The following is a 16437-nucleotide window of genomic DNA, read 5'->3' on the forward strand; positions in this document are numbered from 1 at the left end:
TTAACTTTTTACCTTCCGTTTTTGTTTTATTCAGATGTACTTTACGCCAAGTGATGTGAGTTTATCTCTCATTTTTTTATGCTTGAAATCAGAGAAACGGCAGCCTGTGCTCTTTTCGATTATACTTACGCTGAGTCCCGCCTTGACTGCGCCTTTTGCTGTAGCTCCTACGCAGCCGCACTCGTCAAGTCCGCAGAGCACGACCTCGGTATACCCTCTTGACTTTACATGCTCTCTGAATTTTGAAGCAGTAAATGTATCAGGAAGATTTTTCTCGAAATACAGATCTGTTACCTTATCCATTCCCTTATACAGCTCAGCTCCCTCTGTCCCCTTTATAGAGAAGCCGATGAACCACTTATTTGTGATGATATTGGGGAACATCTGCGCAATATAGATCACATCATCGCCGTTTGCGTGAAATTCATTTATGCTCCTGTTCACTTCCGCTGTGAGCTTGTCGGTGTCATAGCTGAATTTCTTCATTCTCTTGTCCCAGAGATAATCATTCTGCATATCAATTACGATAAGTGCCTTTTTATCTGCCATTTTCAGTCCCTCATTTCAAAATTTGTTAAAAATATTATATCATATGCAGATCATATTGTCAAGCAAAAAGGACTCCTTTCGGAGTCCTTTTTTATGAGAGGTATTAAAAATTGGATATTACTTTTCAGCCTTTTCGGGAAGTGAAGGAATGAGCTTGAGCAGGTATCTCTGGATAGATACTGCGTCATTTGTTGTAACTCCGTCACCTGTGTTGTAAACATCGGCATTCTTTGAGCCCTTATCGGTGATATGGGTCTTGTCTGAACCTGTAAGACCATATTTGTTTGGATTTGCAAGGCTCTGCATGATGAGTACAGCGTCTGAAAGGTCAACTTCATTATCGCAGTTTGCATCACCGTACTTAATATCAGCAGGCTTATTTGAAGTTGTCACTGTTGTTGAAGTAACAGTTGAAGTTGTTGTTTTGGCTGTGGTAGTTGTTGTCTTTGATGTTGTTGTGGTTGCAGAAGTTGTAGTAGTTGTTGTATCAGGCTTTACTGCAGGTGTTTCGCCCTGTGCATACTCATATACTACCTGTATGCTCTTGTAATCAACTGCGATGACATCTTCTACAGAAGCTTCGCTCTTTTCAGAAGCGTCCCACCACTTCTGAAGCTCTATCTTGCCGTCAGCAACAGTAGCTTTGAGCTCCTCAACTACCTTTTCAGCACCCTCACCTGTTTCCTTGTTGAGTATGCCGTCAAACTTGACTGTAGCTGTTGAATTGCCCAGATTAAGGCTGTAGCTCTTGTATGTCCAGAAGTTCTCGCCTGCGTCTGAAACTGCGTTTATACATACTGCGCAGCCTGCTGTGCCCCAGCCTGAGCCTGCACTTGAAGTAACATTGCCGTTGATGATGATCTTTGAAAGGTGCTTTGCATCCTCGATAGGTACTACAACGTAGCCCTTGTCGTTTGTCAGTGACTTGATATCTGTGTATTCTTTTGTTACTGTCTCTGTCTTTGTCTCTTCAAAGGTCTTGAGTCCGTCAAAAGTGTCAGCCTTATCGGATACTACTACCATAGCAGCAGAGAAAGCAGGAAGCTCAACATTTACCTTGTTATCCTTTACGTCCTTAACGATGTCGATGAGCTTTATCTGCTCGTCATCGCCGTAAATAGCGTATACAGCTGCCGACTTATACTTGTTGTCTGTGTTTTTCAGGTCGATAACAGCATTCTCAGTCTCCTTGAGGTTCTTGTTTGTGACCATTACAGTTACCTGTGAGTCGTCCTTTGCATTTACAGCCGCATAGGTGCTTGACTTTGAAACATCCTCTGTCTTTGCAGGGATAAGTGTATCACCGAAGCAGCCGCCCTTGCCGTCATAGTTGGTGTAAAGGTTGATACCTGCAACGATGAAAGGATCGCCGCCCCAGAGTGAAGCGAAATAAACGCCCTGATCCGCATAGCAGCCAAGTGCCTCTACCTCAGCGATAGTGCCCGAAGCATCATTTCCGCCGCCGAAGTTGTACTCAGAGATACCGAGCTTTGTGCCCGGATAGTACTTGTCGATAGAAGCCTGTATAGTCGGAAGTATCGGTACGTTCTGCATACACCACTGACCTATCCAGCTGTTCTCAGAGAAGCCTTCCTCATAGAGCGTACGTACAGACTGGAGTCTGTCCTCGATGCCGTTTCTTGCAGACTCTGAGTAGTAGTGGATATCAAGTACATCAAGAAGTCTTGTGCCTGTCTCCTCGGAAGCCTTTTTCATCTGGTCAAGGTAGCAGTCAAGATACCAGTGATAGTTATTTGCAGCCTTTACTTCTTCCCACTCGGTATGTGCATCGTCGTCATCGAGGTGGTCGAAAGCTGTATAGCCGTAGAGAGCAGGTCCGAATACCTCTGCATCGGGATCGAGCTTCTTTACGTTCCTTGCCACTTCTATAGACTTTTCACCCAGTTCCTTGATAGTTACAGATTCGGGGTGCATTCTGCTGTGTGTGTCATTCCAGAGAACAGGCTCATTGTCAAGGCTGTAGCCCTGGATACCTGTCTCAGACTTTGAATTGCCCAGCTTCTTGATGATGTAGTTCACGTATTCATCCATGTAGACTACACCGTCTGTAAGGTCTGGAGTATCGGCAAAATCAGTGCCTTTTGTGAGAACTACCTTGTTCCAGCGTTTTGAAGGAGCTTTCTCCTCCTCTGTTACTGTACCGTTCTTATCTGCCGAAACATAACCTGCAAGCTGTAATGTTGTGAGCTTGTAGCCCACATTGTTCTTTGCTGCATCCTTTGAGAGTACCTGAACGCAGTCAGCAGGATCATCTGACTCTGAGAGATTTGTGTCCGAGCTGTGCTTCCAGTCAGAACCTGCGTTGGAAGCGTTTGTCTCCCAGTTGTATGCTGTCATACGGTTGCCGCCCTGACGGACAGCATAGGTTTTCACGTCCTTGAGATTAGTGGTGTACTGGTTCACGCCATAGATAAGGGGAGATATCTCTTTTCGCTCGCCCTTGAGATCGACTGTGATATTCATATCATAGCCGCCTGCCGCATTTACGGTATTATGAGGGATACCGCTCATGGGAGCAGTAACTGCGCAGCCTGATACGACACAGGCTGCAAGAAACGCTGCTGTTTTTTTCATGTTTTTTCCTCCTGTTTTTTACCGTGCCTAAACGGTCTTTTTAACAGCTTTCGCTGTTATCGTCTATAGCTCGCCTTCCTTCCACCACGGCACCTGCGGTACTATCTCGTCCTGTTCACCGTTCTCACGCCTGAAAGCTCCGCGCTCCCATAAATCAACATTGGGATCCATGTATTTCAGATAGTTGGTAATGGTCTTAGCCAGTACCAGTATAAGAGTAAGTGATGTATGATGAGTATAGCCGTAGAGTATGACAGGCTGGTCATTAAGGTCGGCAGAAACGCGCCAGACAAGTCCGAAACGGTCAAGCCTGTCGATGATATGCTGGACCTTTTCCGACGGTATGTCCAGTTTTTCGGATATCATCGCTACCGAGAACATCTTGTTCCTTACGCTTGCTCCGAGATAGCTTATTATACTTATAGCGTCATCATCGGCAAGTGTATTAAACAGCCTTACCATATTTGTGGTGTCACCGAAGTAGGAATTAACGCCCTTTTCGGGTATCTCAAGGAAACAGAAGTACCTGAGATCAGTATTCAGCCGTGAGAGTGCTAATTCACGGTCTGTTTTAAGTCCTGCAAAGGTCTCGTGCTCAAAGCTTGTGCGCAGCCTGCCCACTGTATCTTTATTGGGGTTGCAGGCACAAAGCGCAGTATACATCATTTTCATAAATAGCTCTGAACGCTTTTCTTCGGGAACAGAGCGAACCTCGTCATCTATGAGCTGTTCGATGTCTCGCTCGCTGTCCATGACCTTTACTCCGAAAAGAGAATCAAGTGAGATGTTAAGCTCCTTTGCGATACGCGGAAGAAGCTCACCGTCGGGATAACTTGAATTCTCCCACTTTGATACTGCCTGGGGCGAAACATTCAGCCGTGCTGCAAGCTGCTCCTGAGTTAGCCCTAAAGCTTTTCTGCGTTTTACAAGGTTTGTTCGGAAAGTGCTGTTTTTATCCATTTTAATCTCACCTTTTCGTTTCTATAATCATTCTACCACAACTTTCGGTAGAATACAAGCGAATATAAATAGACTCATCTCAACTGTTGGTTGATTTTCGACAATCTCTAAACCGCTTTCATGCTTTTTATAATAGCACAAAATGCCGTAGATTTCATTTTTTTTTATGAAGCAGTCTTTACTTTTGCCGTTTTTTCTGTTATTATATAGTTATCAATCACAAGGAGTGTTCAAAATGGCAGAAAAAACCGAAAAAGCCGTAAAGTACCACAAAAGCTTCTACAGCTGTTCCGCATCTGTACTCTGTGCCTTTGCCGATGACGCAGGCATGGACGCAGAACAGGCAAAAGCCGCAGCTGCACCCTTTGCAGGCGGAAAAATGATAAAATGCGGTGCTGTATTGGCAGCAGAATATGTTCTCGCAATGAAGTACGGTAAAGATACAGACAAGATAAGCGAATTTGAAAACAAGTTCATTTCACGCAATAAGTCCGCGATCTGCCGCGAATTAAAAAGCGGTCTGCGTACTTGCAGAGGCTGTGTTACAGATTCCGCCGAGATACTTGAAGAAATGCTCAGCAACGGGTAAAGTCTCATTTATCACGCTCACTCAGCGTGATATGAGCCTTTTGTTATAAATCATCAGAGAGGAAGAAAAAATATATGAATATGAACTTCAAATGCAAGCTTCCTATACCTGCCGAAGTTAAGGCACAGTACCCTGTTTCGGAGGAGCTTGAAAAAGTCATAGAAGCAAGAAACAAGCAGATTGCCGATGTTATCGGCGGAAAGTCTGATAAGATACTCCTTATCATCGGACCTTGCTCCGCGGATATCGAGGAAAGCGTTCTCGATTACATCTGCCGTCTGAGAAAAGTGCAGGACAAGGTTGAGGATAAGATACTCATCGTTCCACGTATCTATACAAACAAGCCAAGAACTACAGGCAAGGGCTACAAGGGAATGTTACACCAGCCTGATCCAAGCAAAGAGCCTGATATGTACAAGGGCATAGTTGCAATACGTGAAATGCACCTCCGCGCAATACAGGAAACAGGCTTCACCTGCGCTGACGAGATGCTCTACCCCGAAAATCACCGTTACCTCAACGACCTTCTCGGATATGTGGCTGTTGGAGCTCGTTCTGTTGAAAATCAGCAGCACCGTCTTACTGCCAGCGGTCTCAATATACCTGTAGGTATGAAAAATCCTGTAAGCGGCAGTATCCCTGTACTTATGAACTCTATCGAGGCTGCACAGTCAGGTCATACATTCCTGTACCGTGGCTGGGAAGTAAGCACAAAGGGAAATCCCCTTGCACATTCCATACTCAGAGGTTTCGAGAACAATCACGGTCAGCATATGCCTAATTATCACTATGAGGACTTACAGCTCCTCTTTGATATGTACCAGCAGAAGGGATTTGAAAATCCTGCCGTTATAGTTGACACAAACCACTGCAACTCTGGCAAGCACCCTCTCGAACAGCCAAGAATAGTCAAGGAAGTCATCAGCAGCTGCCGCTATAACAGCGATATCCGCAAGCTTGTGAAAGGCTTCATGATCGAAAGCTACATCGAGGACGGCGCACAGAAGATAGACGAGCATATATACGGCAAATCTATCACCGATCCTTGTCTCGGCTGGGAAAAGACCGAAAAAATGATACTTGATATCGCAGACAGACTGTGATAAAAAACTGCTTCAACAGTGATATTGATATAGAAGATGTATGCTTATTATTGAGAGAACCCCTTTTGAAAAAGGGGCTTCTCTCAAACTCTCTCCCGAAAACTTCTGGTTTATTTTTTCCATATAGAGCGTGACCTGTATACTTGCGGGTCTTTTTTATTATCTACACGCGCTCTATATGAAAAAAATCAGCTAAAAAGTCTTTGGAAAGGGGTTCGGGGGAAAACCTTTCCTCAGAAAGGGTTCCCCCGATAAATAAATATATTTTTCTGTATCAGTATCATCATTAAGGCAGCTTTTCTAATCAACTCGGTTTACAGCCATTTTTTCTTTCTGAAGAATATCAGGCTTATCACAACTATTATAATGCTTATCAGTATAACGATAGGATATGACGCTTTGAATTCAAGCTCAGGCATATATTTGAAGTTCATTCCGTACCAGCCTGCAATGAGTGTAAGCGGCATAAAGATAGTCGTAACAATGGTAAGTATGGTCATTATGCGGTTCTGCTTTATATCAAGCTGGGACTGGTAAAGCTCGCGTATCTGTGCGGTGTAATCTCTCAGTGCTGCGGTAGTATCATGGAGACGCGCGATACGCTGAGTAAAGAGGTGGAAATATCTCAGGTTTTCGTGTGCAAAGAAGTTATTCTCATTCTCCTCAAGCTCCTGACCAAGATCCTCAAGCTGTTCGTAGTGTATCCTCATATCGCGGAGATCGCTTCTTATCTCACTTAAACGCTTGGGGTAATTGTCCTCTTCTCCTGCAAGGATCTTATCCTCCATTTCGTCAAGCTCAGCATCGTATTTGGCAAGAATTCCCTGATCTATATAAATTATCTGCTCTAAGAAATCATAGATGAACCTTTCAAGGGACGGATTAGTCCAACGCTTGCTTTTTACGACTCCTTTGATTATTTCCTCCACAGTACCGCTGTCGTCAATGAAAACTATCCCCTTTTCGTCCAGAGCAAATGCGAAATTGTTCTTTTTTTCCGCAATATTATGCCTGTCGGGAATAGAAAATGTACCTGTAAGTGAATCATAGTTTACTTCCGCCTTTGTACTGTGTATCTCGGAGGTACTGACTTCAAGGTCAATGCCCATATCAAACTTTGAACTGTTGCCGAGCCATTCCTCAGTCGAAAGCACTGCAACATACTTTGCCTTTGAATCCTTTGGTCTTAAATTCTTGCATTTTTCAAGAGTATCCTTAATAAGATAAAACATAGTATTCTCCCTTTGTGTCACGAACGTTTTTTTCATTATATCACACAAGTACACACAAATCAATATCAGCGAAAAATAAATACCTGTAAAGCCTCTTTCCCGAAGCTTTACAGGTAATTTTCATTTTTTATAACATCCGCTGCATTTAGCACAGTTACCGCAGCAGCTTCCGCTTTTTGCATTTTTCACCGCAGCCCTTACCGCAAACACAAGAGCCGCAGCTATAAGCACTATAAGGACAATATCAGCTATATTCATTCAGCTCACTCCTATCGCTATAAGTACAGCGCGTATGATAAGCGTTACGATCCACGCAACTCCGCACTGCCATACTACCACTGCCAGAGCATATTTTTTGCCGAGCTCCCTCTTTACAGCTGCAATAGCCGCAACACATGGAGTATAAAGCAGTGAGAACACCAGCAGACAGCCTGCGGAAAGTGAAGTCATTGCAGCACCAACGCTTCCCGAGTAAAGTATCTCAAGTGTGGATACTACGCTTTCCTTTGCCATAAATCCGCTTATAAGCGCAACAAGTATACGCCAGTCGCCAAGCCCAACAGGACTCATTACAGGTGCAAATATTCCTGCTATGCCTGCAAGTATGCTGTAACCTGCATCGCTAACCATATTCAGATGAGTGTCAAAGCTCTGTAAGAACCATACAACAACTGTAGCAATGAGTATTACCGTGAAAGCTCGCTGTAAGAAGTCCTTTGCCTTTTCCCAGAGAAGCTGCGCAACGTTCTTTGCGGCAGGAAGTCTGTAATTAGGAAGCTCCATTACAAAAGGAACTGCTTCGCCGCGGAATAAAGTTCCCTTGAAAAGATAAGCGGCAAGTATTCCCGTAACTATACCGAGAAGATAAAGTCCGACCATTATAAATCCGCCACGTTTTGGGAAGAAAGCATTTACGAAAAATGCATATATAGGCAGTTTTGCGGTACAGCTCATGAATGGCGTGAGAAGTATGGTCATCTTTCGGTCGCGCTCACTTGGCAGAGTTCTCGTTGACATTACAGCAGGCACTGAACAGCCGAAGCCGATAAGCAGCGGAACTATACTTCTTCCCGAAAGTCCTACCTTTCGCAGGAGCTTGTCCATAAAGAAGGCAACTCGTGCGATATAACCGCTGTCCTCAAGCATTGACAGGAAGAAGAACAGCGTAACTATTACAGGCAGGAAGCTGAGAACGCTTCCCACACCTGCAAAAATACCGTCTATAATAAGATCATGTATGACGGAGTTTACGTGTGTATGGACAAGAGCCTTATCAGTAAGCTCCGTGACCTTGTCTACGCCCATTTCAAAAAGATCCTGCAAGAACGCGCCGATAACGTTGAAGGTAAGAAAGAAAACAAGTCCCATAATAAGGATAAACGCAGGTATTGCAGTATATTTTCCAGTTAGTACCTTGTCTATCCTGCGGCTGCGGATATGCTCCTTGCTCTCCGCAGGTTTATTTACGGTATCATCGCAGAGCCTGTGTATAAACCTAAATCTCATATCCGCTATGGCGGAGCTTCTGTCGAGACCGCGCTCCTTTTCCATCTGAGTGACTATATGCTCCATAGTCTCGATCTCATTCTGGTCAAGGTCAAGCTTTTCTATTACAAGAGGATCGTCCTCAATGACCTTGCTGGTGACAAATCTCAGCGGCATACCGATAGACTCTACATGATCCTCGATAAGGTGGGATATACCGTGCAGGCAGCGGTGTACTGCACCGCCGTTCTCGGTCTTGTCGCAGAAATCATATCTAAGTGGTCTTTCCTGATAATAAGCAACGTGCATGGCGTGTTCCACAAGCTCCTCGATACCCTTGTTTTTAGCTGCGGATATAGGCACAACAGGTACTCCCAGACGCTTTTCCATATGATTTATGTCGATACTTCCGCCGTTTGAGGTAAGCTCGTCCATCATATTCAGTGCAACTACCATAGGTATGTTCATTTCGAGGAGCTGCATGGTAAGATAGAGATTTCGCTCTATATTCGTTACATCAACAATATTGATTATAGCGTGAGGCTTCTCATTGAGTACGAAATTACGGGAAACTATCTCCTCGCTGCTGTATGGCGACATTGAATATATACCCGGCAGGTCTGTGATAAGTGTATCATCATGGCCTATGATAGATCCGTCCTTGCGGTCAACTGTAACACCCGGGAAGTTGCCTACGTGCTGCTTTGAACCCGTTAATCTGTTGAAAAGTGTGGTCTTGCCGCAATTCTGATTGCCAACAAGTGCAAAACGTATAACTGTACCCTTTTCAAGCGGAACACCGTCACCTTTTGCGTGGAAGCGTCCGCCCTCACCAAGTCCGGGGTGCTCGGTCTTTTGCTTTTTCTTCTTTTCCCTGACTTCTTCCTTTTTTTCAGTGACAGGACAGACTTCGATCTCGTCTGCGTCAGCAAGACGGAGAGTAAGCTCATACCCGTGAAGTCTCAGCTCCATAGGATCACCCATAGGTGCGTATTTTACAAGAGTCACCTCTGCTCCGGGGATAAGTCCCATATCGAGAAAATGCTGTCTCAGCGCACCTTCACCGCCGACTTTTTCAACTCTGACAGTCTCTCCTATTTTTATGTTTTTAAGCGTTTCCATAACCTGCTCCTAAACCTGTAAAGATCATATTTTTTCTATTATATCGCAAAGGATATATCACATCAATTCTTTCAGAAGCCCCATTATCATTGTTAAAATAAAAAAATATTTCCGAATATGTCTGATTAAACTATTCTGATACGATTGTATTTATGTGAGCGCAATTGCTACTACCACATTAGCAAGCCCCCGGAAACTTTTCGCAGTTCACTCCCCCCATCGCTGCGGAAAATGTTTCTTTGATTTAATCATATCCTCGGAAAAACAGGTACAGGTTTCTGTGCCTGTTTTGCTTTTATATGGTAAATACGGCGTTAAACATTGTTTAATCATGGGTTAGCTTAAACAAACCCTGTTTTATTTATAAGGGGTTAGCTCAAACTAACCCTTATAAATAATATCACTTTCCCAGTGTTTTGTCAATAGCATAAACATAGCATCAGGCAGAATTTGTTATCATGAACAAATATAATAGTATTCGCTAACTTATTTTAGCTAATTTCTGAGCATTGAATTATTTCCCGATACATGATATAATACATATGATACGTAATTTATGCATAGAGATCGGAGTTTTTCATATATGAATATCCTAAAAAAAGCAGCAGCTGTTTTGTCTGCCGCAGTTTTTTCAGCCATGTTCATGCCTTTTAAGCCGCAGGTCGCCGCAGCCGATAGCTACATCGCTACTGCGCCGTTCAGCCTTGAAAAAGGCGTTCTTACTCTGGATAACGGCGAAAAATGGTATAAAGTCAACGAATTTGAAAACGGAAATGACTACATCATAACAGTAAAAGGCTCTGACGATAAAGAGCTTATGCTGACTGCTTCAAATGACGATATAAGCGAATATATCTGGCATTATTACAGAAGCACTATGGTGACCAGCACTGCTCCCGAGTACACTACCCTCATTTCTCGTTCATTTTCTCTTGCCTGCCACGAGAACGAACTGTATACTGTATCAAACTGGTGGTCATCAGGCGAAATGGCGTGGGAGTATCATAACGGCAATCTCTGCTACAGAGAGGACGGAAGCGTTTCTTATCTTAAATACAGTGAAGGAAGCGATGTTCCCTTTACCTGTACCGATAATGCCGCAGAAGCCGCAGAAGTGTGCCTGTATTCACAAAGCGAATACCTAAGCCGCTGCATTGCGGAACACCCGTCCGCCGAAAGCTATGTTATCGAGGGCAGCGGTTATGCTGCACCTGTATTCACAGCAAAGCTCTACGATGATATAACTGTTGACAGCGTAAAGTGGTTCATTAACGGCAGGGAGCAGTCCTGTGCAGAGCTTTCGTTCACTGCCGATGCTCTCAGAAATAAAAAAACAGGAGTTTACCGTGTAAACTGCCTTATCGAAGGACATGACGGCAATGATATCCATTACCGCGAAAAATCGGCAGACGCAGCATTTATTGTTGCAAAGGGAGTTACACCCGAGTCCTTTATGACTTTTTCCGATGTACACGAGCAGTACTTCTTTATCACCGATGCCATAGAAAAGATTATGGCGCATACAGGCGGATATGTGCCGTCACTTGTCATATGCACGGGCGACCTCGTAAACGGACCGACTGCAAGCAAGGAGAAGATGCTTGACCGCTATTATCCTCAGATAGTCTCATATCTCGGCGGACTTGACACAGTATTCGTATCTGGCAACCATGATTCGGGCGAAGCAGCTTCCATAATGTCCGACAATGCAGGACTCGGTTCTGAGAATGACCGTTCACCATACGGCGGACAGATATTCAAAGGCACTTCCCAAGCCGCTGCTAAAAACGGAAAGAGCAGCCGTTTCGCAAAAGGTATCACCGTCTACGGTCTTAACTTTGAAGCTTCTATCGAAGGAAGCGGCAATAATATCACTTATTCCTACGACAGAACCATAGAAAAACTTGACAGCTTTCTGAAAAAGACTGCCGAGGATTACCACGGCGAACTTGTGGTGATATCGGCTCACTCGGGACTTCATGTACTGGGCGTTCAGCCTGAGTCAATGACCAGATACGGAATTCAGATAAGCAAATGGATAGGCGAAAATCAGTACAACATTGATAATTCCTATGAGCTGACAAAGCTTATAAACAGCTACGCCGAAAAATACAATATGGATATAATGTACCTCTTCGGTCATGACCATTCACGTCAGGAAAGCGAGCTTATCATGACAGACGGTGACGATCTCACAAGTACTGTTGAATACAGCAGCAGAAGCTATGACACTCAGCCGTTGAAATTCACCTATGCACATTCGGGCTATCTTTCCACTACCATTGGCTGTGCAGATGCGCATTTCAGCTTTGTATACCGCAATGGTGAAAACTACAGCTTTGACCTTATGAGCACCTATAATGATACGCTGAGACATACGGAAATCAAAGCGAAAAATACGTTCAAAGAGCCTGTTGTCACTACTTCGGCATCAACAACTGTCCCAACTAAGACAACAGCAGCAGGAACTTCCGCAAAAAAAGGTTCTGACAGTCCTGCTACAGGCGATAAATTCAGCATCATCGGCATTGTCGTCCCTGCGGCAGTACTTATGCTGATTAGCAGAAAGCGCAAAAAGAATAACCGTTAAATGAAAAGCTCCCGAAAGCAGAAAATAACTGTTTTCGGGAGTTTTATTATATATCGCTTAAAGCTTTCGTGCCAGTTGAAGGTCTAAGGTATCGGATATGACAAGCCTGCCGCCGTTAGCGTTTATGGCTTCTTTTATGCTTGAGAAGAATTCTTCCCTTACTCCTTTTTCAATGGTGATGTGGTCTGAGTAAGTGCCGAGGAGCTGAATGTACTCATCAGCCGTAAAAACACGTTCACGGTAAAATATATGAGACTGAATATCGATAAAACCGTATTTTCCTGCTATATTTGCAGTTTTCTCGGACTGCTCTGCCGTATACTCGGCAGAAGTACCTCGTTTTTTCTCAGGATAATAGCTGTAGTAGTATTTATCATAGGCAGCTTCTATCGCCTGTGCAAGTGCGGTATCTTTTTTGCTTATGCAGGGGTGATTGGCAAAACGCGCAAACGCTCCGCCCTGTCTGAGCATGGAGAATACCTTTCGGTAGCCTGTCTCTTCGGGTATCCAGTGGAATGCAGTTGCTGAGAATACAAGATCATAGGTATTTTCAGCAAAAGTCATATCTTCAAACTTTCCTGTCATAACAGTCAAATTCGGGTATTCTTTAAAATTCTCCTTCAATAGCTCGGACAAATTCTCACCATACTCTACGGCTGTGAGGTCACAACCTGTATCGAGCACAGGCTTTGTAGCCTGACCGCTGCCGCTTCCTACCTCGACAGCACGGCTGTTTTTTTCAATATGTACATAGCCGAAAATCTTCTGATATAATTCACCGACATAGCCGGGACGCATCTTATCATATGCTGATGAAACACTGTCAAAAGTACGTTTTAGCTCATTTTCTGCTGTCATTGCAATGCACCTCCGTATAACAATATAGGATAATCATTATATAACATATCATACCAAAAGTCAAGCTACGGGATTATACGCTAAATATTAACATCAAAAATATTAAATACAGTAATTATTTCCATATATATTGCATTTTGTGTTTATGTGTGCTATAATGAGTGTAGCACATTAATTATATCATAGCACTTCACTTACATGATATAATGAACGCTAAAGCATTCATTATAATTGATTTAAAAGCCCTTGCAGATACGCAAATCTGAGATTTGCTCCCTGCATATCGGGCAATTATATCATAACGCTTCGCTTATATGATATAATGAACGCTAAAGCATTCATTATAATTGATCTAAAAGCCCTTGCAGATACGCAAATCTGAGATTTGCTCCCTGCATATCGAGCAATTATATCATAACGCTTCGCTTATATGATATAAATAATGTAATGTAAATGGGAATGCGGATTACGACAGGGAATCTATAAGACAGAAAAATGTTCCGGTAATATCGGGTCAATGAGGATGATTAATCTAAATTATCGGAGGAGAACATGAAAAACAGATCAAAGAAACGTACTGCTGCGGGAGTACTGTGTCTTGGTATGCTGTTGCAGTCAGCAGCATATCTCCCTGCAAACGCAGACAACAACGGTGCAGTGACCATAAATGAGGTCTGCACCAAAAACACCACCTACCAGTCGGGTGACGGAAACTATTATGACTGGATAGAACTTTTCAACAGCGGAAAGTCAGAAGCAGACATATCAGGCTGGGGACTTTCAGACAAAGAACAGGAGCCTTACAGGTATACATTCCCAAGCGGAACGCACATACCTGCAAACGGACGACTTGTTGTGTTCTGCGACACCGATGCCGCAGCAAATGACAGCAAGACTGCTCCATTCGGATTATCTGCTTCGGGCGAAACTCTCGTACTTACGGACTCACAGGGCAAAACAGCTCAGACTCTTACAGTCGGCGCACTTGCTGCTGATACTTCATACGGACAGTATCCCGACGGCAGCGGCGAATTCTACACACTGAGCTGTACACCGGACAAAGAAAACGCTGCCCCCGAAGGCAGTGCAGCTGTACGTCAGCCTGTGTTCTCACAGGAAAGCGGTTTTTATGATAGCAGCTTCTCTCTGAACCTTACCGCAGAAGAAGGCTGTACCATATACTATACCACTGACGGCAGCGATCCAACAACAGAGTCTGAAAAGTACACAGCACCTATCACTATCGAAGATATGTCAGATACTCAGAACCGCCTCAGCGCACGTACCGACATAACTCCGAACAAAGCAACAGCACCGCGTGACAGCGTTGACAAGGCAGCTTTGATACGCGCAATATCAGTTGACAGCGAAGGCCGCGCAAGCGAACCTGTAACAAAGACGTATTTTATAGGCAAAACAAATTCGGGATACTACAAACAGATGAAAGTAGTATCATTAGTCACAGATCCTGACAACCTTTTCGATTACGAAAAAGGCATCTACTGTCTCGGAAAGGTGTTCTACGGCGACAAAAATCCAAACGATCCACAGGAGGAGCAAAGACCTGAGGAGCACAAAGAGCCTGAGGGCGAAAGACCTGAGGATAACAAGCCCGAGGAACATACAGGTCCCGAGGGCGGCAGACCTGGACGCAACAGAGCTCCACAAAACGGCAATATATGGGAAATGGAAGCCAATTATACTCAGAGAGGAAAAGAATGGGAACGTCCTGCTAACTTTACTCTCTTTGACGGCGGCGAAATGGTACTCCAGGAGAATGTGGGTATCAGAATAAAGGGCAACTATTCAAGGTGCCTTGCACAGAAGAGCTTCAATATCTACACAAGACAGGATTACGGCTGTGCAGAGTTTGATTACGACTTCTTCTCGGGGAAGGCTACAAAAGCTAAAAACGGAAAGGCTATCAAGAAGTATGACGGGCTTGTTCTCCGCAACGGCGGCAATGACAACGGTGCGGCTTTCTTCCGCGACAGCATAAACCAGAGCCTTATAACTGACAGAGCATTTGCTTATCAGGCTACTACAGAATGTGTAGTATTCATTGACGGCGAATTCTGGGGCACTTACCAGATGATGGAAAAGATCAGCGACAGCTACCTCAGCTCTCACTACGGAGTTAAGAAAAGCGATATCGCTATGATAAAGAACGGCGAGCTTGAAGAGGGCAGCGAAAGTGATCTGAGTGACTGGCAGGCTCTCTGCAATGGTGTTGCAAACGGCAGCATATCCTACGATGAATTCTGTCAGAAAGTGGATATACAGGGCTTTATGGACTACTTTGCAGCTCAGATATACTGGGCTAATGCAGACTGGCCGAAGAGAAACTATACCGCATGGCGTTCAGATGCCATTGACGAGGAAAATCCCTATGCTGACGGCAAATGGAGAATGGTTCTCTTCGATACGGAATCAGGTCAGGGACTTTACGGTTCATATGACAAGTCATTCTCAGCAGACTGCTACAGCCGCTTAAAACAGGACGGCAGCCAGCTTGCTAAAATGTTCACTGCTCTTTCGGGCAATGAACAGTTCAGACTTGACTTTTCAAGAACTATGATGGATATGGCAAACTATAACTTCGTTCCCGAAAAAGTAAACGAAGTCATAAGCTATTACAAGAACAACTACAAAGAGCAGATCGCAGATACTTACGAGCGTTTCAACTCAGGCAGCTCAGGCAAATTCGAGAGCGAGCTCTCAACAGTTGCAAACTTCTACGCTCAGCGTTATTCATATGCAGAGCGTACCACAAGATTGGCAATGAAGCTGTCTTCCGAGCCTCACAAGCTCACAGTAATCAACTCAGGCGATAAGGGTACTATTGACCTTAATACTCTCAAGCTCGGAAACATAGACCAGTGGAGCGGCAAATACCACTCCGATTACGACATCACTATCTCAGCAGATGCAAGCGGCGAAGAGGCTTTCACACGCTGGAACATTAAAGGCGCAGAGATAATAAGCGGAGACAAGACTTCGGCAACTATCACAGTAAGACTCAGCTCAGATGCAACAATTGAAGCAGTTTACGGAGACTCGGAGGGAACTATCTCCGAAGAACCCGATGAAGAATACATTTTAGGCGACCTCAACAACGACGGAGTTGTGGACATCTATGATCTCAGCCAGATGAGAAAGGCAGTCGTTTCAGGCAGTGCTGAACACTTTGCAGCTGCCGATATCAACGGCGATAAGGCTATCACCAGCGACGACCTTACACTTCTCAAGAAGTACCTCACAGGCGAGATAAAAGCATTTACAAACTAAACTATAAAAGCAGACCGTCTGTCATATGGCAGGCGGTCTGTTTACATTTTTATGCTTAGATGATAT

General features: G+C 44.2%; 11 protein-coding genes. 4 read left to right on the forward strand and 7 right to left on the reverse strand.

Features of this window, described 5'->3' with window-relative positions; genetic code table 11:
• Nucleotides 1-30: 30 nt before the first annotated feature.
• The 3 genes from QZZ41_RS09125 to QZZ41_RS09135 form a co-directional block, all read right to left on the reverse strand.
• Nucleotides 31-549 carry a cysteine hydrolase family protein gene (locus tag QZZ41_RS09125; protein ID WP_295070762.1) on the reverse strand — a complete coding sequence of 173 codons (519 nt, stop codon included), beginning with the start codon at nt 547-549 and terminating at the stop codon, nt 31-33.
• Nucleotides 550-666: 117 nt separating this feature from the next.
• Nucleotides 667-3144 (reverse strand): glycoside hydrolase family 44 protein, encoded by a 2478-nt coding sequence (locus QZZ41_RS09130; protein ID WP_295070766.1) that lies wholly within the window; start codon nt 3142-3144, stop codon nt 667-669.
• A 63-nt stretch (nt 3145-3207) separates the two neighbouring features.
• Nucleotides 3208-4104 carry a helix-turn-helix domain-containing protein gene (locus QZZ41_RS09135; protein WP_295070769.1) on the reverse strand — a complete coding sequence of 299 codons (897 nt, stop codon included), beginning with the start codon at nt 4102-4104 and terminating at the stop codon, nt 3208-3210.
• 235 nt (nt 4105-4339) lie between these two features.
• On the opposite strand from QZZ41_RS09135, the gene QZZ41_RS09140 reads away from it, so the two are divergent.
• Both QZZ41_RS09140 and QZZ41_RS09145 read left to right on the forward strand, forming a co-directional pair.
• Nucleotides 4340-4693: a C-GCAxxG-C-C family protein gene (locus QZZ41_RS09140; RefSeq protein ID WP_295070775.1), complete on the forward strand. Its 354-nt coding sequence runs from the start codon at nt 4340-4342 to the stop codon at nt 4691-4693.
• Nucleotides 4694-4767: 74 nt separating this feature from the next.
• On the forward strand, nt 4768-5796 hold the full coding sequence (locus QZZ41_RS09145; protein WP_295070778.1) for a 3-deoxy-7-phosphoheptulonate synthase: 1029 nt from the start codon (nt 4768-4770) through the stop codon (nt 5794-5796).
• A gap of 314 nt (nt 5797-6110) precedes the next feature.
• Here the strand turns inward: QZZ41_RS09145 and QZZ41_RS09150 are convergent, their stop codons facing one another.
• The 3 genes from QZZ41_RS09150 to feoB form a co-directional block, all read right to left on the reverse strand.
• Entirely contained in the window at nt 6111-7028 is a 918-nt protein-coding gene (locus tag QZZ41_RS09150) for a CorA family divalent cation transporter (protein WP_295070781.1), read from the reverse strand.
• A 120-nt stretch (nt 7029-7148) separates the two neighbouring features.
• Nucleotides 7149-7286 carry a FeoB-associated Cys-rich membrane protein gene (locus QZZ41_RS09155; protein ID WP_295070784.1) on the reverse strand — a complete coding sequence of 46 codons (138 nt, stop codon included), beginning with the start codon at nt 7284-7286 and terminating at the stop codon, nt 7149-7151.
• On the reverse strand, nt 7287-9635 hold the full coding sequence (feoB, locus tag QZZ41_RS09160; protein WP_295070787.1) for a ferrous iron transport protein B: 2349 nt from the start codon (nt 9633-9635) through the stop codon (nt 7287-7289). It lies immediately after the preceding gene.
• A 583-nt stretch (nt 9636-10218) separates the two neighbouring features.
• On the opposite strand from feoB, the gene QZZ41_RS09165 reads away from it, so the two are divergent.
• The gene (locus tag QZZ41_RS09165) at nt 10219-12225 is read left to right on the forward strand and encodes a metallophosphoesterase (RefSeq protein ID WP_295070789.1); all 2007 of its coding nucleotides are present in this window, start codon (nt 10219-10221) and stop codon (nt 12223-12225) included.
• 57 nt (nt 12226-12282) lie between these two features.
• Here the strand turns inward: QZZ41_RS09165 and QZZ41_RS09170 are convergent, their stop codons facing one another.
• Nucleotides 12283-13083, reverse strand: a complete 801-nt coding sequence (locus QZZ41_RS09170; protein ID WP_295070792.1) for a class I SAM-dependent methyltransferase — start codon at nt 13081-13083, stop codon at nt 12283-12285.
• 552 nt (nt 13084-13635) lie between these two features.
• Here QZZ41_RS09170 and QZZ41_RS09175 point away from each other — a divergent pair.
• Nucleotides 13636-16371, forward strand: a complete 2736-nt coding sequence (locus QZZ41_RS09175; RefSeq protein ID WP_295070794.1) for a CotH kinase family protein — start codon at nt 13636-13638, stop codon at nt 16369-16371.
• The last annotated feature ends 66 nt before the right edge of the window (nt 16372-16437 follow it).

It is taken from the genome of Ruminococcus sp. (assembly GCF_016283395.1).

Bases quoted from the DNA above. Each gene is read 5' to 3' on its own strand.
- QZZ41_RS09170 (WP_295070792.1), bottom strand. From the start codon at position 13,083: ATGACAGCAGAAAATGAGCTAAAACGTACTTTTGACAGTGTTTCATCA.
- QZZ41_RS09175 (WP_295070794.1), top strand. From the start codon at position 13,636: ATGAAAAACAGATCAAAGAAACGTACTGCTGCGGGAGTACTGTGTCTT.
- QZZ41_RS09140 (WP_295070775.1), top strand. From the start codon at position 4,340: ATGGCAGAAAAAACCGAAAAAGCCGTAAAGTACCACAAAAGCTTCTAC.
- QZZ41_RS09145 (WP_295070778.1), top strand. From the start codon at position 4,768: ATGAATATGAACTTCAAATGCAAGCTTCCTATACCTGCCGAAGTTAAG.
- QZZ41_RS09155 (WP_295070784.1), bottom strand. From the start codon at position 7,286: ATGAATATAGCTGATATTGTCCTTATAGTGCTTATAGCTGCGGCTCTT.
- QZZ41_RS09150 (WP_295070781.1), bottom strand. From the start codon at position 7,028: ATGTTTTATCTTATTAAGGATACTCTTGAAAAATGCAAGAATTTAAGA.
- feoB (WP_295070787.1), bottom strand. From the start codon at position 9,635: ATGGAAACGCTTAAAAACATAAAAATAGGAGAGACTGTCAGAGTTGAA.
- QZZ41_RS09165 (WP_295070789.1), top strand. From the start codon at position 10,219: ATGAATATCCTAAAAAAAGCAGCAGCTGTTTTGTCTGCCGCAGTTTTT.
- QZZ41_RS09135 (WP_295070769.1), bottom strand. From the start codon at position 4,104: ATGGATAAAAACAGCACTTTCCGAACAAACCTTGTAAAACGCAGAAAA.
- QZZ41_RS09130 (WP_295070766.1), bottom strand. From the start codon at position 3,144: ATGAAAAAAACAGCAGCGTTTCTTGCAGCCTGTGTCGTATCAGGCTGC.
- QZZ41_RS09125 (WP_295070762.1), bottom strand. From the start codon at position 549: ATGGCAGATAAAAAGGCACTTATCGTAATTGATATGCAGAATGATTAT.